Below are 16,957 nucleotides of genomic sequence, written 5' to 3'. Positions count from 1 at the left end.
CATCGTTTTCAGCTGGGATATAGTCGTATCGTTTGTGGGGGTTGTTGCGCTAGCGCTCTCATCGCTTCTTCGAAGCGACTGTCGCGCGACACCTTTTGCTTTGCAAAAGGCTTGGTGGAGCCTAGCGGGATCGAACCGCTGACTCAGAGTAGCCGCGAAGCGGATGCGCGTCAGTCAGCCCCTCTATCGGGTGATACTTATCTTATATCTGAAAGGGGGATGATGGTGGAGCCTAGCGGGATCGAACCGCTGACCTCCTGCATGCCATGCAGGCGCTCTCCCAGCTGAGCTAAGGCCCCATCGTGGATCATGTGATCCGGGTCGTTCTGTGCCGCTAATTAGGCGCTGGCGGAGGCGGGATCAAGCGGAAAATTGACCCCGCCGCCGATTAATTAGTCCTCGTCGTCCGAGGCCACATCGGCCAAATCGTCGAGCGGAACTGTATCGTCATCATCGTCGTCGTCATCAAGGATGTCATCGTCCAGATCCACGTCGACCGCGTCATCGTCATCGACCAACGATTCGTCGTTCGCCTTGTCGCCCTTCTTGGCTTTGGCTGTGACCGCATCCTCGGCATCCGCCGCGATCATCCGCGACTTGGAGTTGTCGACCTCGACCTCTTCGCCCGTGTAGGGGCTGATGATCGGATTCTTATTGAGGTCATAGAAGCGCTTGCCCGTAGTGGGGCACAGGCGCTTGGTTCCCCATTCTTCGTTGGGCATGAAACACCCCTTTATAATATTGCTGTTGCGTGTAGATGATTCCGGCCAAGTGCCATATGAGGGGGGCACTGTCAAAGGCTTTGGCCTCTATCTAGGGACGTTGCTCCGGTAATGAAAGACCCTGTGCTGCCCGGCAACCCGCCGATTCCGCTGATCCTGCGCCGTTCGGCGCGCGCGCGACGCATCTCTTTGCGGATCTCGCAGTTGGACGGGCGGGTCACCCTGACCATGCCCAAACGTCTGGCCGAGCGTGAGGCTTTGGCCTTTGCCGAGACCAAACAGGACTGGATTCGCCAGCATCTCGCCGCGCGGGGCGAGGATGTGATCGTGGCGCCGGGGGCTGAGCTGCCGGTGGGCGGCAAGGTGCTGCGGGTGCGCGGCGGGCAGGGGGCTACCGTACAAGGGAGGGGCGTGCGGATCGGCCCCGAAGAAATCTTCGTGCCCGGCCCGGAGGAGAGCATCGGCAAACGTCTTGCGGCGCATCTGCGCGAAGTGGCCCGCGACCGCCTCGCCGGGGCCTGTGACGACTATGCCGCCCTGCTGGGCAGGCCCTATGCCCGGATCACCCTGCGCGACACGCGCTCTCGCTGGGGGTCTTGCACCAGTGATGGCGGGCTGATGTTCTCGTGGCGGCTGATCATGACCCCGCCCGAGGTGCTGGATTATGTCGCCGCCCATGAGGTCGCGCATCTGGCGCAGATGAACCACTCGCCCGCCTTCTGGGCCGAGGTCACGCGGATATACGGTGATTATCAGGCCCCCCGCCAATGGCTGCGCGACCATGGCGGCGGGCTGCATCGCTACCGATTCTAGGGCAGGGCCGCAAAGCGTGCTTTCAGCAGCGCTTCGGCATATTCATCCTCGGCCGTGCTGTCATGCACCACGCCACCACCGACATTCAGCCGCAACCGCCCATCGGCGTGGCAGGTCGCCGTGCGGATCGCCACGTTGAACTGCATGGCCCCCGTGGGGGCGATCCAGCCCACCGCCCCGCAATAGGCATCGCGCGGCGCGGGCTCTAGCGCGCACAGGATCTGCATGGCGCGAATTTTCGGCGCGCCGGTGATAGAGCCACAGGGGAAAAGCGCGTGGAAGATCTCGGCCAGACGCTTGCCCGGCAAGACCTGCGCCGTGATCCGCGAGGTCATCTGGTGCAGGGTCTCATAGGTTTCGATCTCGAATAGTTTCGGCACCTCGACACTGCCCACTTCGGCAATCCGACTGATGTCATTGCGCAGCAGGTCCACGATCATCAGGTTCTCGGCCATGTTCTTTTCCGACGCGGCAAGGTCGGCGCGAAGCCTGGCATCTTCATGGGCATCCAGCCCCCGTCGCGCGGTGCCCTTCATCGGGCGCGCGGTCAGATGCCCCTCTGCGGTCAGCGCAAAGAACAACTCGGGCGAGCGTGACAGCAGCACCGGGCCGCCAAGATCGACGAAGGCCCCATGTTCCACCGTCTGGCGCTGCCGCAGCCGGGCATAGAGGGCGGCAGGCGTGCCGCTATAACGCCCCTCCATCCCAAAGGTCAGATTGGCCTGATAGATGTCCCCGGCTGTGATGAAGTCCTGCACCTGCGCAAAGGCGGCCTCATACTGGGCAAAGTCCCAGTCCGGTGTCAGCTCAGAAAGGCTCGCATCCCCCGCCGCGTCCGCGAAACGGTGCGCCTCGGGCGCATCAAACACCCCGAAACGCAGCAAGGGCAGCCCGCGCTCCGCAGGCATCAGGTCGCGCAGCTTACCAGAGCCGAGGTAGCCCAGCTCATAACTCGCATAGCCAGCAAGCCACGCGCCTCCCGCCTGTGCCGCCTCAAGGGCTGCAAAGGCTTCGGGCACCTCCGCGGGGGTCTGGGCACTGATGATCCGCTGGGGCGCGTGAAAACCCGTGCCGCTTCCCAGCGGGCCAGTGTCAAAGAGGACGCAAGGGCCAGCCATGCCGCGCCTTAAAAGTCCGCAGGCACGCGCATGTCGCGCAGCGGGCGGACGATATCGATGGATTCTTGATAGATCGGATGCGCCTTATAGGCGGCCAGCGCCTCGGCGTCGGGGAATTCGGCATAGACAACCACATCCACATCGCCCGAAAGCGCATCGACACGGGTGTTTTCGCAGATCTCGAAGGTTGTCGAATGCGGGATGTCGGCCAGTTTCCAAAGCCCCGCCACGATCGTGGGCAAGTCTTTGGGGTCTTTGGCCGAGAAAAAGACCACGTGACGGATGAAGTTTCGTTTGGTCAAGGCGCGTCTCCTTTGGCGGTTTTATCCCCGATAAATCGCCGCAGGGCCCGGGACAACGGGTGATCGTGCTCAGCGCCGCAAAATGCCGCGCTTGACGGGTGGCCAATTTGTGATCACAACCGCATCATGAACCTCAGCCCCCGCCCTGTCGAGGCCACACCACTGGCCCATGATCGTGTCTACCGCCGCATGCGCGCGCGGATCATGCACGGCGATCTGCCGCCCGGTCACGCGCTGACCCTGCGCGGCATCGGCAAGGAATATGAGGTCTCCATGACGCCCGCGCGCGAAGCGGTGCGGCGTTTGGCGGCCGAAGGCGCACTGACAATGTCGGCCTCTGGGCGCATCTCCACCCCCGAACTCAGCAACGAACGGATTGAGGAATTGGCTGCCCTACGCGCGCTTTTAGAGGTCGAACTCGCCTCTCGCGCCTTGCCGCGCGCACATATGGCGCTGATCGAGCGGATGCAGGCCATCAACACCAATATCGCCGAGGCCGTGGCCCACCGGGATGCTGTCAGCTATATCCGCACCAACCTCGAATTTCACCGAACGCTTTATCTGCGCGCCCAAGCGCCTGCCATGCTCGCCATGGCAGAAACGGTCTGGCTGCAACTCGGGCCTACCATGCGGGCGCTCTATGGCCGCCTGCGCCGGACCGAGCCGCCGCATTTCCACCGGCTGATCATCGCCGCCCTGCGCGCCGGGGATGAGCCGGGGCTGCGGCTGGCGGTGCGCTCCGATGTCACCCAAGGTCTGCGGATGCTGGCCAGTTAACTGCTGGCCTCATGTTCAGCTCGCCGCGCCCTCTTTTGGGCGCGCGATAGGTTCGATCATCCAATGCGTGCCAGTGGAGAGGATGCAGCTCATGCCATCAGCCCTGCTTACTAGCACGGTAAAGCTGCCGCTTTCAGCCGAGGCAAAAACTTCGATCAGCGCGTTCGGGTTTTGAAGGCCTCGCGCCGAAAGGGTCTCGCCATAGGCGGCTTCCAATTGCGCAGCGAGCGCCGCACGCGGGGCGCAGGCCAAAGCCTGAGCCCAAGCCGGTGGCCCGGTGCAGGCCATACCAAAGAGCAGGGCGGCGGTGAGAATACGCTTATACATGACAGGCTCCCTTCTGATGTGACCAACAAGGGCATCTAGCGGCACAGGGGTGTCGCAGACGCCCTGTACATTTAATATCGGGTGCATTGGGGCCGCTTGCAAATCACACCGGCTCACATATGCGGCGCTTGACAGACGCGCGGCGCGGAGGCACCTAGGCTTCATGGAACAGACCTGCTTCACAACAGTCTATTATCCCCGCTCCTAACCGGCGCGGCACCTATCCCCATATCCACAAGCCGCCACAGCGCGGCTTTGCTTGTCTCCCTGTGGCAATCACAGAAAGAGACGACATGCCCCCTATTCGCCCCGTTCAAAAATCCGATCTACCAATGGTGCTTGATCTGGCTCACGCACTGGCGGCCTACCACGGTGACACCGCAACACTCACGCTGGCAGCGCTGGAACGTGACTGCCTTGGCCCGACGCCTTGGCTGACACTCTCGGTGGCCGAAGGCGCAACCGGGCTGCATGGCTATGCCGCGCTCTGCCCGCAGATGCAGTTGCAATTCGGCGCAAGGGGGATGGATCTGCACCATCTCTTTGTCTGCGACACCGCGCGCGGGCGCGGCATCGGCAAAGCACTGGTGGAGGCCGCGCTGGAGCACGCGAAGGCGCGGGGCTGCAGCTATATGACCGTAGGCACGGATGCAAAAAACCAGCGCGCGCAAGGTTTCTACCGCGCCGCCGGTTTCGATCAAATCACGCCTGATCCGCGTTTTCGGCGGCGGCTGACTTAGGCCGCCAGCCCTTTGCGCCCCATCTCAAGGAACTTGGTCCGGCGGTCTTTGATCAAGGTCTTGCCGTCCTTGCCGTCGAGTTCCTTGAGCATGGCTTCGATCGACTTGCCCACCGCCTTGATCGACTCTTCGGCATGACGATGCGCGCCGCCCATCGGTTCCGGAATGATCCGGTCGATCACGCCCAATGTCTTGAGCTCATCCGCCGTCAAACGCATCTGTTCGGCGGCTTCGCGCATCTTCTCGCTGTCTTTCCACAGGATCGACGCACAGCCTTCGGGCGTGATGACCGAATAAACCGAATGCTCCAACATCGCGACGCGGTTCGCCGTGGCAAAAGCCACCGCCCCGCCAGAGCCGCCTTCACCGACGATCACACTAATCAGCGGCACGCCGATCTGCAGGCATTTCTCTGTCGAGCGGGCAATCGCTTCAGACTGGCCGCGCTCCTCTGCACCCTTACCGGGATAGGCCCCGGGCGTGTCGACGATGGTGACCACGGGCAGGTTGAACTTGTCGGCCAGTTCCATCAGCCGCACGGCCTTGCGATAACCCTCAGGCCGCGCCATGCCGAAATTGCGCTCGATCCGGCTCTTGGTGTCATTGCCCTTCTCATGGCCAATCACGACCACCGGCGTATCGTGAAACCGCGCCAGCCCGCCCATGACGGCCAGATCATCGGCGAAATTTCGGTCGCCTGCCAGCGGTGTGAATTCCGTGAAAAGCGCTTCGATATAGTCTTTGCAATGCGGCCGCTCTGGATGACGCGCCACCTGACATTTGCGCCAAGGCGTCAATGAGCCATAAAGGTCTTCGAGCATCCCCGCGGCTTTTTTATCCAGCGCGCGGGCCTCATCGGTGATGTCCATTTCTTCGTTGGACCGGGCCAGCGCCCGCAGCTCTTCCGCCTTGCCTTCGATCTCGGCCAGCGGTTTTTCGAAATCCAAATATTGGGTCATTGCATGCTCCGGCTTGTTGCCCTGTTATATGGAGCGCAACGCGCCGGTTTGCAACGCGGGTTTGAAAGGCAGGCAGGCCCACGCCCTTACCTCTTCATCCTTTCTTAAATACCCGCGGGGGTCCGGGGGCAGGGCCCCCGGCGATCTGCCGCAGGCGCTTAGCTCCCGGCGATCATCTCGGACTGCCGCACAACAACCTCAGCCTGTTTGATGCTGGCGATGTCCACCAGACGCCCCTTGTAAACGGTCGCCCCTTCGCCCTTCGCCTTGGCCTCTTCCATCGCCGCCAGAATCTCCCGCGCCTCGGTCACGGCCTCTTCGGAAGGGGTGAAAACCTCGTTGCTCAGCGCCACCTGTTTGGGGTGGATCGCCCATTTGCCCACCATCCCCAAGGTGGCCGAGCGCTGCGCCTGTGCGCGGAAACCTTCGTCATCAGAGAAATCCCCGAAAGGCCCATCGACCGGCAGCACGCCATGGGTGCGACAAGCGGCGACGATGGCGGCCTGCGCCCAGTGCCACGGGTCGGACCAGTGTTTCTGCTCACCGCGCTGCATGTAGTAATTTTCCTGCGTACCGCCGATCCCGGTGGTCTGCATGCCCATGGAGGCTGCGAAATCCGCCGCTCCCAGCGACATGGCCTGCAAACGCGGAGAAGACGCGGCGATCTCTTCCACATGGGCGATACCGGCAGCGGATTCGATGATGACTTCAAAGCTGATCTTCTTCTCTCGCCCCTCGGCGGTCTCGACCGCGGTCACCAGCGCATCGACCGCATAGACATCCGCCGCACAGCCCACTTTCGGGATCATGATTTGGTCGAGCCGCGGCCCGGCCTGCTCCAGCAGGTCCACCACGTCACGATACCAATAGGGCGTGTCCAACCCGTTGATCCGCACCGAAAGTGTCTTCTTGCCCCAGTCGATCTCGGAAATCGCCTTGATGATATTGGCGCGGGCGCTGTCTTTGTCCGAGGGGGCCACGCTGTCTTCGAGGTCGAGGTTGATCACATCGGCATCCGAAGCTGCCATCTTTTCAAAGATCGCCGGACGGGAGCCGGGGCCGAACAATTGGCAGCGGTTCGGGCGAGCAGGGGCGGCAGGCTGAATGCGGAAGCTCATGGGGCACCTATAGGTAATAAAGTTTCATCACGTGTCTTCATTCTGGTATGAAATTGCGCCGCCAATCGCAAGGAGGTTTTCGCAGTCGCAGCATTTCGATGATTTTTGTGGCCTCACGGCGCAGCGCACGAATTTTGCGCAGCCAACGGTAATTTGCGGGAAATGCTGCGCATTTGCATGCAGATGCGTCGACAACGCCACGCACTTGCGTATTCTCGCGCGCAATATGCGGACAAATTCAATGCCGGAGGCCTGCCATGATCAAAACCCCTTATCTGCTGTTTTTGGGCGACGCGCCCGATGCCCTGTCTGCCAAGGTTGCCCAAGGCATCAAAGACTGGCGCCCCGACAACGCGGTCGGCCAGTTCCGCATGGACGGCTGCAAGGCCGATCTCGGTCTGCAAGACATGACTTTGGCCGAAGCGCGTGATGCAGGGGCAGAGACTTTGGTCATTGGCGTCGCTAATCGCGGCGGCAAAATAAGCGCGGCATGGAAAGAGGTGCTGATTGAGGCGTCGAACATGGGTTTCGATATCGCATCGGGACTGCACAACCTGTTGCGCGATGAGGCCGATCTTGTTGCGGCAAGCGCAGCCAACGGCACCACCCTGCATGACGTGCGCGTGCCGAGCGTGGAATACCCCATCGCCGACGGTAAAAAACGAAGCGGCAAGCGGGTCTTGGCCGTGGGTACCGATTGCTCGGTCGGCAAGATGTACACGGCCTTGGCACTGGATGATGCGATGCGCGAAAAGGGCATGAAAAGCACCTTCCGCGCCACCGGCCAGACCGGCATTCTGATCACCGGCGAAGGCGTGCCCTTGGATGCTGTGATCGCCGATTTCATGGCCGGGTCGGTGGAATACCTTACGCCTGACAATGATGACGACCATTGGGATATCATCGAAGGGCAGGGCAGCCTGTTCCATGTCTCCTACTCCGGCGTGACCATGGCGCTGATCCACGGCGGCCAGCCCGACGCGCTGATCCTCTGCCATGAGCCGACCCGGACCCATATGCGCGGCCTGCCGGACTATTCCCTGCCCAGCTTGGAAGCGGTGCGCGACATGGCGTTGACGCTGGCAAAGGTGGCGAACGCCGCCTGTCAGGTCGTCGGCATTTCGATCAACACCTACCACATGTCCGAAGCCGAGGCGGATGCCTATCTGGCCGAGGTCGAAGAACGTCTTGGCCTGCCTGCGGTCGATCCCTTCCGCCAAGGGGCGGCGCGACTGGCCGATGCGCTGGCGGCGCTGTGACCATGCAGATCGACGTTACCGCAGATACATTCAAACTGGCGCAAGTCTTTACCATTAGCCGTGGTTCACGGACTGAGGCCAAAGTGCTGACCGTCCGCGTGACCGAAGGCGGCGTCACCGGCTGGGGCGAATGCGTGCCCTACGCCCGCTATGAGGAAACCCTCGAATCCGTCACGGCTGAGATAAACGGCCTGCCCGGCGATATCACCCGCCAAGCGCTCTATGATCTTCTGCCGGCGGGTGCTGCCCGTAATGCAGTGGACTGCGCGCTATGGGATCTGGAGGCCAAGCGCGCCGGGAAGCGGGTTTGGGAACTGGCCGGGCTGACCGCGCCAGGGCCGGAAGTCACGGCCTATACGCTGTCACTGGACGCGCCCGAAGCGATGCGTGCGCAGGCGGCGAAGCACAGCCATCGACCGCTCTTGAAGATCAAGCTCGGCACCCCCGACGACATGCCCCGGCTCGAAGCCGTGCGCGCAGGTGCGCCCGATGCCACGATCATCATCGATGCAAATGAGGGTTGGTCGGCTGAGGTCTATGCCGACCTTGCGCCCCATCTGGTGCGCCTTGGTGTAGCACTGGTGGAGCAACCCTTGCCCGCAGGCGAAGATGACGCGCTCTTGGGGATGGACCGCCCCGTTCCGGTCTGTGCGGATGAGAGCTGCCATGACCGTGCCAGCCTGCCCGGCCTCAAGGGCAAATACGATGTGGTGAACATCAAGCTCGACAAGACCGGTGGGCTGACCGAAGCACTGGCGCTGCGTGATGCGGCACTTGCCGAAGGGTTTGACGTGATGGTCGGCTGCATGGTCGGATCGTCGCTGGCGATGGCCCCGGCGACGCTGGTCGCCCAAGGCGCAAAGGTCGTGGACCTTGACGGCCCGCTGCTTCTGGCCGAAGACCGCGAGAATGCTTTGAAATTCGACGGCGCGGGCGTGCATCCCCCCGTGGCCGCGCTCTGGGGGTGACCATGCGAACTGTCTATGTAAACGGCGAATACCTGCCCGAGGATCAGGCCAAGGTCTCGATCTTTGATCGGGGGTTTCTGATGGCCGATGGGGTCTATGAGGTGACGAGCGTGCTGGATGGCAAGCTGATCGCTTTCGACGGCCATGCCGAACGGTTGACCCGCTCGATGAACGAGCTCGACATGCGCGCGCCTGCGACAACCGAGGAGCTGCTGGAGATTCACCGCGAGCTGGTGCGGCTGAACGAGATCAAAGACGGGCTGATTTACCTTCAGGTCACGCGGGGGTCGGACGGCGACCGCGATTTCGCCTTTCCCGATCCCGAGACCACCGCGCCGTCGCTGGTGCTGTTTACACAGTCGAAACCGGGTCTGGCCGACAACCCTGCCGCCCGTGATGGCATCCGCGTCATCAGCATCGAAGACATCCGCTGGGGCCGTCGTGATATTAAAACGGTGCAGCTTCTCTACCCGTCGATGGGCAAGATGATGGCCAAGAAGGCGGGTGTCGAAGACGCGTGGATGGTCGAAGACGGTTTCGTCACCGAAGGCACCTCGAACAACGCCTATATCGTTAAAGACGGCAAGATCGTCACGCGCGAGACCTCCAGCGATATCCTGCACGGCATCACCCGCAAGGCGGTGCTGGAACTGGCCCGTGAGGCGCAGATGCAGGTCGAAGAACGCAACTTTACCATCGAAGAGGCGCAGCAGGCGGATGAGGCGTTTGTGACCTCGGCCAGCGCTTTCGTGACGCCCGTGGTAGAGATTGACGGCACCAAGATCGGCAGCGGCACGCCGGGCAAATTGGCGCCCCGTCTGCGCGAAATCTATCTGGAAGAGATGCGCAAAACCGCGATCTGACGCTCAGAACCGCGATAAAACCAGCCCCGCCGCCACCAGCGCGGCGGCGGCGATGCGGGTGGGGGTGATGGCCTGCACCGTCAGGCCCAAAAGCCCCGTCGCATCGATGACCAGCGCCGCGCTTAGCTGGCCGAGGATCAGGGCTGAGATCACCGTCAGCGCGCCCAACGTCGGGATCGCCCAAAGCACTGACCAGACGTAGAACGCCCCCAGCACACCACCCAGCAGCAAGACCGGCGAAGCCGAAGCCGCGCGGGGCAGGGCGCCCAACTCGCCCCGCAGTAGCAAGACCCCCAGTAGGATTGCGAAACCCACGCCAAAGGACACCGCCGCCGCAGCGACCCCGCTGCCGATGTTACGGCCCAAGGCGGCATTGATCGGCGTTTGCAAGGCCACGGCGGCCCCGGCGATGGCCACGACGATAAGGGCAAGGATGGGGGTGTTCATGACGGCTCCGCTCTGCTTGGCCCCAGCATGAGAAATGTCCCGCCGGGCGCAAGGGCTTTCGCAGCCACGGGCCGCGCGGCTAGACTGATGCAAAGAGGAGGCCGCAATGCGCAACGAGATTGACCGGGCAGAGATGAAAGCCGCCGTCGGGCGCGAATTGGGCGTCTCACCATGGTTCATGATGGATCAGGCGCGGATCGACGCTTTTGCCGAAGTGACCGAGGACCATCAGTTTATCCATGTAGATCCGGTCCGCGCGGCGGAAACGGATTTCGGCGGCACTGTGGCGCATGGGATGCTGACACTGTCGATGATGTCGGGCATGGCCTATGGCGCGCTGCCGGTGATGGCGGGGGCAAAGGCGTCGATCAACTACGGGTTCGACAGCGTGCGTTTCATCACGCCTGTGCATTCTGGCAAGCGGATCCGGGGGCGGTTTGCTTTGGCAGAGGCGCAGACGCGGGGGCGCGGCAATCTGATGACCCGCTTCGCCGCGACGGTTGAGATTGAGGGGGCAGAGCGCCCGGCGCTTAAGGCCGATTGGCTGGTGCTCTACATGTTTTGAGTGGCCCCCTTCGGGGCGGTGGGGGCGAAGCTCAGCGATGCAGGCGAAAAGGGCAGGCATAGGGGCACCGAAAAGAAAGCCCCAAATGCCTGCCCGATTGACGGTTTCACTCACGCCGCGCAGGTCGTGAGTGTTGCGCGATCATGGTCAATGCTGCTCTTTGGCGGTGCATTGTTTCGGATCGAAGAGCTGTTAGCCTTTGCCGACATTCTCTTCAAACGCCGTTTTGAACGCCTCTTTCTGGCTGTCTTTCGCTTCGGTCTGATAGTTGGCTTTCCACGCGTCCATGGTCATCCCGTAGAAACGCTCGCGCGCCTCGTCTTTGCCCATATCGATGCCGCGCTCGTTGGCGGCCTCTTGATACCAGCGCGACAGGCAGTTGCGGCAAAATCCGGCGAGGTTCATCATGTCGATGTTCTGCACATCGGTCCGGTCTTCCATCAGGTGTTTCTGCAACCGGCGAAAGGCGGCGGCTTGCAGTTCGATCTCTTGTTGGCTGGGCATGACAGCTTCCTTCTCATATCACTGGACGGCACCGCGAGGGGCCGTCATTCTGATGAAACCTTTGACAGGCACTCATGGGGGCGCTAGGCCACCGGATAGGCAATGTTATCGTTAACATTCGCTTTGGGGACATAGGACACGAAGGAACAGATATGAGACGTTTGCGCAATGTAAAGATCGTGGCCACACTCGGGCCGGCCTCCGAAACCCGAGAGGTGATCGCGGCATTGCACAACGCCGGTGCAGATGTTTTCCGGCTCAACATGAGCCACGGCAGCCATGAAGAGATCCGCGAAAAGCACCGTATCATCCGCGAGATCGAGAAAGAGACCGGCGGCGCGATTGGCATTTTGGCTGACCTACAGGGGCCGAAGCTGCGCGTGGGCGTCTTCGAGGGCGATGGCCCGACCTTGGAAGAGGGGGCGTCCTTCCGGCTTGATCTTGATGAGGCGCCAGGCGATGCGGCCCGTGTTTGCCTGCCCCATCCCGAAATTTTCGCAGCCCTTGAGCCGGGCGCGAGCCTGTTGGTGAATGACGGTAAAATCCGTCTGAAGGTGCGCGACTGCGGCCCTGATTTTGCCGATTGCGAAGTCGTGACGGGCGGTGTGATCTCGAACCGCAAGGGCGTGAACGTGCCCGACGTGCTGCTGCCGCTTGCCGCCCTGTCCGAGAAGGACCGCGCCGATCTGGAATTCGTGTGCGAGTTGGGGGTCGATTGGCTCGCCCTCAGCTTTGTCCAGCGGCCCGAGGATGTGACCGAGGCGCGCGATCTGGTCAAAGGCCGGGCGGCGATCCTGTCGAAAATCGAAAAGCCCGCCGCGGTGGAGCGTTTCGAGGCGATCTTGGATGTCAGCGATGGCATCATGGTGGCACGCGGCGATCTGGGCGTGGAGCTGCCCGTGCAGAACGTGCCGCCGATCCAGAAGCGTCTGGTGCGCAAATGCCGGGCGGCAGCCAAGCCGGTGATCGTGGCGACTCAGATGCTCGAATCGATGATCGAAAGCCCGATGCCGACCCGCGCCGAAGTGTCGGACGTGGCCACGGCGATCTACGAAGGCGCGGATGCGGTGATGTTGAGTGCGGAATCAGCCGCCGGGGATTACCCGCTGGAGGCCGTGGCGACGATGGATAATGTCGCCCAAGAGGTCGAGGCCGATCCGACCTATACGCAGATCATCGAATCTTCGCGTACTGCGGACCGTACCACCGTGGCCGACGGAATCGTCGCCGCCGCGCGTGAGATTGCTGAGACGACGGACATCAAGGCGATCTGCTGTTTCACCCAGTCGGGCACCACCGCGCTGCTGACCGCGCGCGAACGCCCCCGCGTGCCGATCATCGCGCTGTCGCCTTTGGTCAATACCGCGCGCCGTCTGGCGCTCAGCTGGGGCACGAATTGCATCATCACCGATGGGCATGACCGGTTCAAACTAGCCGTCCTCAGCGCCGCGCGGGCAGCATTGTCAGAGGGCTACGCCGGGCCGGAGGATCATATCGTGGTGACAGCCGGTGTGCCTTTCAACGTGCCGGGCAGCACCAATATTCTGCGCGTGGCGCCATGTGACGAACGTTTGATTTACGCCTCCGATCCGGAGTAGCCTTTCCTCAACTAGGGGGATGTTGCGTGTGAACTCTGACTTGGCAATGGTGGTTGGCATCGTTCTGGCGGTGCTGTCGATCCCTTCGATCCTCTCTGCGGTGACCGACCGTCGGTCGCCGCGCGCCTCGGCCATCACGATCTTGATTGCTGCAGGGCTAATCGTCTTTGCCCTGCAGAAAAATCCGGGGCGCTATTCCTTCGAGACGCTGCCGGATGTCTTCGTTTCCGTGGCGGCGGACCTGTTGCCTTAAGCGCGTCCACAGCGCTGCTCAAAACCTCTTGCATCCTTGCCCGAGCGCGCCTATACGGCGCATCTTAGCCTGCACGACCGGCCTCAAGTGGCATGCCGAGTCGTGTTTATACCGAACTCAAAAGACGGAGACGGAAATGCCCAAGATGAAGACGAAATCGAGCGCCAAAAAGCGCTTTAAGGTCTCGGCGACTGGTAAGGTCATCGGCAGCCAAGCTGGCAAACAGCACGGTATGATCAAGCGGACCAACAAGTTCATCCGTAACGCACGCGGCACGACAACACTGTCCGAGCCCGATGCAAAGATCATCAAGGGCTTCATGCCCTACGCCCGCTGATATAGGAGTACCGAGATGTCCCGAGTTAAAGGTGGTACAGTCACCCACGCGCGTCACAAGAAGATCATCAAAGCCGCAAAAGGCTATTATGGTCGGCGCAAGAACGTCTTCAAGGTCGCCACACAGGCGGTCGACAAGGCTAACCAATATGCAACCCGTGACCGCAAGAACCGCAAGCGCAACTTCCGCGCTCTGTGGATCCAGCGGATCAACGCCGCCGTGCGGAGCCATGACGAAGCGCTGACATACAGCCGCTTCATCAACGGTCTGTCGCTGGCAGGTATCGAAGTGGACCGTAAGGTTCTGGCCGATCTGGCCGTGCATGAGCCCGAAGCCTTTGGCGCGATCGTCAAACAGGCGCAGGACGCACTGGCAGCCTAAGCTGACCTTGCATTGAGTTTTAGAAAGCCCCGCCCCACGGCGGGGCTTTTTGCGTTTGGGCAGACGCAGAAGGACCGAAGGGGATCCTCAAGAAAATGTCATTGAACTGCCCCAAGAGCCATCTGTTGTGCCAGCAGGACACATTCAGGAAGGAAGACATTCAATGACACTTTCCCTACGCCAACTGCTAACCGGTGCCGCGATTGGCGCGCTGGTGCCCGCGGCCGCCTTTGCTGAGGCGCATGCCGATAAAGACAAAGTCGTGCTACAGGCGCAGACGCAGGAGTTTATCGACAGCCTTGAAGGCTCGACCCCCATCAACGAGCTATCGCCGGAAGAGGCGCGGCAAGTCTTGATCAACACGCAGACAAAGGCAGATGTCGAGATGCCCGATGCCTCGGTCGAGAAAATGACACTGGAAGTTGGCCCGACCGGGCAGATGGATGTGGTCGTGGTAAAGCCCGCGGATGCCGGTGATGAAGCCTTGCCGGGCGTGCTTTACTTCCACGGTGGCGGCTGGATCCTGGGTAATTTTACGACCCATGAGCGCATGATCCGTGAGCTGGCAAACCAGACAGGCGCGGTCTATGTCTTTGTCGACTACGCCCCGGCGCCCGAGCAGAAGCACCCCGTGCAGCTTGAGCAGGATTTCGCGGTGCTGAAACATGTTGCAGAGAATGCCGCTGATTTCGGTATTGATCCCAACCAATTGGCTTTGGCGGGCGATTCCGTTGGCGGTCAGATGGTCGCTGTCGTGGCGCAGATGGCAAAAGAGCAGGGCGGCCCGAACCTCGACGCGCTGGCGATGATCTACCCGGTTACCACCGCTGATCTGACAAGTGGCTCTTACGAGGAATTCGCTGATGGCCCGTGGTTGACCAAAGCCTCGATGGAGTGGTTCTGGAACGCCTATCTGCCTGAGGACGCCGATCCCATGGATCCGATGATCTCTCCGTTGAACTATGACACCGAAGCGTTGGCCGATCTGCCGCCTTCGCTCGTGATCACGGGCGCAAACGATGTGTTGCGCGACGAAGGGGAAGCCTTTGCGGCCAAGCTGGTCAAAGCGGGCGTGGAGACCGAGGGCACGCGCTATGATTTCTCGATCCACGACTTTGCCATGCTCAACCCCATTGCGGGTACCCCCGCGCCCGAAGCGGCGCTTGAGCAGGTGTCTGGCTTTTTGAAAGACCACTTTTCGAAGTAAATCACCTCAATACCAAGCGAAAGCCCCGCCTATCGGCGGGGCTTTTTGCGTATCAGGTAGCTGCTTAATGTTGCCTTAATAAACCCTCGCCATGGCCATGCTCCTACCCCACCTTATGGACAATGTGGCTTAACGATAGGCCATTGTGCAGAGATCCTGCGCGGGTGGCGTGGCAATTTATGCCGTTGGTCGGCAGGTTATTTGAAAAAGGTGGGGACGTTTATGCCCGGGATTGTAATCAACAGGTTGGACGAAGACCCCCATGAAACGGTCCACGGCATTCGCGACGATACCAGTTCGCGCGGTGTCGATCTGGATGGGGCGCGGATCACGCTGACCTATGCGGATGGCACGACCGAGACGCTGACTTGGCACGCGACAGACCCTTATACGAATGGCGCGGCGGTTGGCGAGAACACGCAGATGTCCTTTGGCTATGACTGGCACCATCTAGAGACGACCAAACCGCTGGCTACTATGGAGATTGATCTCCAGCCCGCCAGTTCTGTTTTCGACACCACCATCGTCCCGGATGACGATCCGAATGGCGGTTCTACCCCCACCTCGCTAGAGGGGTTTCCCTTCCGGGTGAACGCAGACCCGCGGGATTTGGCCGGTGATCTTGAGGTGACCTACGCTGGCATCGTTAATCTGGCGGGCAGCCCGCCTGCGGGCGATCTTTTCACCACCATGACCGTTGATTTCTCTGGTCTGCCGGAGGGTGGGCTTGTCGGAAGTTTGAATTGGAAGTCCGACATAGACACGATGCGCGAGAAGGGGGATTTGGTCTCGACCGGTGTGGCCTGTTTCACGCGCGGTACCTTGATCACAACCGACCAGGGCGATTTGCCGGTCGAAACCTTGGCCCCCGGCGCGCGGGTGCTGACCCAAGGCAGTGGCTATCAAGAGCTTGTCGCCGCATTGCGCCGCCCTGTTGGGGCGCCGGAACTGGCGAAGAACCCGAAACTTTACCCCATTCGGATCACTGCTGGGGCATTGGGTGCGGGCCTGCCCAAACGCGACCTCATGGTGTCGCGGCAGCACCGCATGGTAGCGCGTTCGGGCATCGTGAAACGGATTTGCGGGGCCATGGCCGTGCTCGTCGCCGCCATTCGGCTGACCGAACTGCCGGGGGTGCATGTCGACGATAGCGTGGCGCAGGTGGAATATTTCCACCTGATCTTCAAGCATCACGAAGTCGTCTATGCCGAGGGCGCGCCGAGCGAGAGCTTCCTGCTGACCGCTGAGACGATCAGCACCCTAAGCCATGCGCAGCGCGAAGAATTCGCCACGCTCTTTCCCACCTTGGTCGCAGGCGACCGTTTCGGCGCAACCGCGCATCCGATCCCACCCGGGGAGGTGCAAAAACGGCTGATCGAAAAGCACAAGAAGAACGGGCGCGCGTTGCTATCGGTCTAACGTGTCGGGGTCATAGGGGTTCAGGCTGGCGGGGGTCAGGCTGATGCCGTCCTGCGCGGCCCGATGGGCGATCGCCTCCTCGCTGCGGCCCAGTTGTACGGCGATCACGGAGGGCGCTGTGCCCTCTGCCGCCAGAATGCGAAGCTGCTCAAGGTCTGCGGCGCTCCATGGGGCGCCGGTGCTGCGGTCATAATCTGCCATGTCGGAGGCTCCTTTCAGAGGTAAAACACGCCGCGACCACCGGCGGTTCCTCCGGGCGGGGAAGGGGCGCGGCTGCGCC

The 16,957-nt window shown here is 61.6% G+C and carries 22 protein-coding genes and 1 tRNA gene; 13 read left to right on the top strand and 10 right to left on the bottom strand.

Annotated elements, in window-relative coordinates:
• Positions 1-223 precede the first annotated feature (223 nt).
• Together J3456_RS07175 and J3456_RS07170 are read right to left on the bottom strand one after the other, a co-directional pair.
• Positions 224-299: transfer RNA gene (locus tag J3456_RS07175), tRNA-Ala, on the bottom strand.
• Between the two features lie 93 nt (positions 300-392).
• The gene (locus tag J3456_RS07170; protein WP_067624760.1) at positions 393-722 is read right to left on the bottom strand and encodes a TIGR02300 family protein; all 330 of its coding nucleotides are present in this window, start codon (positions 720-722) and stop codon (positions 393-395) included.
• Positions 723-833: 111 nt separating this feature from the next.
• On the opposite strand from J3456_RS07170, the gene J3456_RS07165 reads away from it, so the two are divergent.
• On the top strand, positions 834-1,535 hold the full coding sequence (locus tag J3456_RS07165) for a M48 family metallopeptidase (protein WP_349579534.1): 702 nt from the start codon (positions 834-836) through the stop codon (positions 1,533-1,535).
• On the opposite strand, the gene J3456_RS07160 is transcribed toward J3456_RS07165, so the two are convergent.
• Positions 1,532-2,653 (bottom strand): aminodeoxychorismate synthase component I, encoded by a 1,122-nt coding sequence (locus J3456_RS07160; protein ID WP_349579533.1) that lies wholly within the window; start codon positions 2,651-2,653, stop codon positions 1,532-1,534. The two genes, J3456_RS07165 and J3456_RS07160, sit on opposite strands and share 4 nt — an antisense overlap.
• A gap of 8 nt (positions 2,654-2,661) precedes the next feature.
• Positions 2,662-2,955: a Dabb family protein gene (locus J3456_RS07155; RefSeq protein WP_067624770.1), complete on the bottom strand. Its 294-nt coding sequence runs from the start codon at positions 2,953-2,955 to the stop codon at positions 2,662-2,664.
• 126 nt (positions 2,956-3,081) lie between these two features.
• Here J3456_RS07155 and J3456_RS07150 point away from each other — a divergent pair, with 126 nt between their 5' ends.
• Positions 3,082-3,732, top strand: a complete 651-nt coding sequence (locus J3456_RS07150; protein ID WP_349579532.1) for a GntR family transcriptional regulator — start codon at positions 3,082-3,084, stop codon at positions 3,730-3,732.
• A 15-nt stretch (positions 3,733-3,747) separates the two neighbouring features.
• Here the strand turns inward: J3456_RS07150 and J3456_RS07145 are convergent, their stop codons facing one another.
• Positions 3,748-4,059 carry a hypothetical protein gene (locus tag J3456_RS07145; RefSeq protein WP_349579531.1) on the bottom strand — a complete coding sequence of 104 codons (312 nt, stop codon included), beginning with the start codon at positions 4,057-4,059 and terminating at the stop codon, positions 3,748-3,750.
• 293 nt (positions 4,060-4,352) lie between these two features.
• On the opposite strand from J3456_RS07145, the gene J3456_RS07140 reads away from it, so the two are divergent.
• A complete protein-coding gene (locus tag J3456_RS07140; RefSeq protein ID WP_349579529.1) occupies positions 4,353-4,799 on the top strand; it encodes a GNAT family N-acetyltransferase in 447 nt (148 codons plus the stop codon).
• Here the strand turns inward: J3456_RS07140 and J3456_RS07135 are convergent.
• Both J3456_RS07135 and J3456_RS07130 read right to left on the bottom strand, forming a co-directional pair.
• Complete coding sequence (locus tag J3456_RS07135; protein ID WP_349579527.1) at positions 4,796-5,758, bottom strand: acetyl-CoA carboxylase carboxyltransferase subunit alpha; 963 nt, start codon at positions 5,756-5,758, stop codon at positions 4,796-4,798. The two genes, J3456_RS07140 and J3456_RS07135, sit on opposite strands and share 4 nt — an antisense overlap.
• A gap of 158 nt (positions 5,759-5,916) precedes the next feature.
• A complete protein-coding gene (locus J3456_RS07130) occupies positions 5,917-6,876 on the bottom strand; it encodes an L-malyl-CoA/beta-methylmalyl-CoA lyase (protein WP_349579526.1) in 960 nt (319 codons plus the stop codon).
• 257 nt (positions 6,877-7,133) lie between these two features.
• Here J3456_RS07130 and dgcN point away from each other — a divergent pair, with 257 nt between their 5' ends.
• Genes dgcN through J3456_RS07115 form a run of 3 tightly spaced genes read left to right on the top strand, consistent with a single transcriptional unit; the run spans position 7,134 to position 9,966 of the window.
• Positions 7,134-8,135 (top strand): N-acetyltransferase DgcN, encoded by a 1,002-nt coding sequence (gene dgcN / locus J3456_RS07125; RefSeq protein WP_349579525.1) that lies wholly within the window; start codon positions 7,134-7,136, stop codon positions 8,133-8,135.
• 2 nt (positions 8,136-8,137) lie between these two features.
• Positions 8,138-9,103: an N-acetyl-D-Glu racemase DgcA gene (dgcA, locus tag J3456_RS07120; protein WP_349579524.1), complete on the top strand. Its 966-nt coding sequence runs from the start codon at positions 8,138-8,140 to the stop codon at positions 9,101-9,103.
• Positions 9,104-9,105: 2 nt separating this feature from the next.
• Positions 9,106-9,966, top strand: a complete 861-nt coding sequence (locus J3456_RS07115; protein WP_349579523.1) for a D-amino-acid transaminase — start codon at positions 9,106-9,108, stop codon at positions 9,964-9,966.
• Between the two features lie 3 nt (positions 9,967-9,969).
• On the opposite strand, the gene J3456_RS07110 is transcribed toward J3456_RS07115, so the two are convergent.
• A complete protein-coding gene (locus tag J3456_RS07110; RefSeq protein WP_259946479.1) occupies positions 9,970-10,413 on the bottom strand; it encodes a DMT family transporter in 444 nt (147 codons plus the stop codon).
• A gap of 106 nt (positions 10,414-10,519) precedes the next feature.
• Here J3456_RS07110 and J3456_RS07105 point away from each other — a divergent pair, with 106 nt between their 5' ends.
• Complete coding sequence (locus J3456_RS07105; RefSeq protein ID WP_349579522.1) at positions 10,520-10,978, top strand: MaoC family dehydratase; 459 nt, start codon at positions 10,520-10,522, stop codon at positions 10,976-10,978.
• Between the two features lie 192 nt (positions 10,979-11,170).
• Here J3456_RS07105 and J3456_RS07100 read toward each other — a convergent pair whose 3' ends face one another.
• Positions 11,171-11,482, bottom strand: a complete 312-nt coding sequence (locus tag J3456_RS07100) for a DUF1244 domain-containing protein (RefSeq protein WP_349579521.1) — start codon at positions 11,480-11,482, stop codon at positions 11,171-11,173.
• A 152-nt stretch (positions 11,483-11,634) separates the two neighbouring features.
• Between J3456_RS07100 and pyk the strand changes: the two genes are divergently transcribed.
• From pyk to J3456_RS07070, 6 genes are all read left to right on the top strand, one after another.
• Complete coding sequence (pyk, locus tag J3456_RS07095) at positions 11,635-13,080, top strand: pyruvate kinase (protein WP_067624802.1); 1,446 nt, start codon at positions 11,635-11,637, stop codon at positions 13,078-13,080.
• 28 nt (positions 13,081-13,108) lie between these two features.
• Positions 13,109-13,333 (top strand): hypothetical protein, encoded by a 225-nt coding sequence (locus J3456_RS07090; RefSeq protein WP_067624919.1) that lies wholly within the window; start codon positions 13,109-13,111, stop codon positions 13,331-13,333.
• A 136-nt stretch (positions 13,334-13,469) separates the two neighbouring features.
• Positions 13,470-13,670 (top strand): 50S ribosomal protein L35, encoded by a 201-nt coding sequence (gene rpmI, locus J3456_RS07085; RefSeq protein ID WP_007118125.1) that lies wholly within the window; start codon positions 13,470-13,472, stop codon positions 13,668-13,670.
• Positions 13,671-13,685: 15 nt separating this feature from the next.
• Positions 13,686-14,051, top strand: coding sequence for a 50S ribosomal protein L20 (gene rplT, locus J3456_RS07080; protein ID WP_007118124.1), 366 nt, complete (start codon positions 13,686-13,688; stop codon positions 14,049-14,051).
• A 163-nt stretch (positions 14,052-14,214) separates the two neighbouring features.
• Complete coding sequence (locus J3456_RS07075) at positions 14,215-15,258, top strand: alpha/beta hydrolase (protein ID WP_349579520.1); 1,044 nt, start codon at positions 14,215-14,217, stop codon at positions 15,256-15,258.
• Between the two features lie 222 nt (positions 15,259-15,480).
• A complete protein-coding gene (locus J3456_RS07070; protein WP_349579519.1) occupies positions 15,481-16,677 on the top strand; it encodes a Hint domain-containing protein in 1,197 nt (398 codons plus the stop codon).
• Here the strand turns inward: J3456_RS07070 and J3456_RS07065 are convergent.
• On the bottom strand, positions 16,666-16,878 hold the full coding sequence (locus J3456_RS07065; protein ID WP_349579517.1) for a hypothetical protein: 213 nt from the start codon (positions 16,876-16,878) through the stop codon (positions 16,666-16,668). The two genes, J3456_RS07070 and J3456_RS07065, sit on opposite strands and share 12 nt — an antisense overlap.
• Positions 16,879-16,957 lie beyond the last annotated feature (79 nt).

The organism is Sulfitobacter sp. NFXS29 (genome assembly GCF_040148765.1).
Lineage (GTDB): Bacteria > Pseudomonadota > Alphaproteobacteria > Rhodobacterales > Rhodobacteraceae > Sulfitobacter.
Note: the sequence above shows the minus strand (reverse complement) of the source record. Positions and strands in the feature narration are given on the sequence as shown.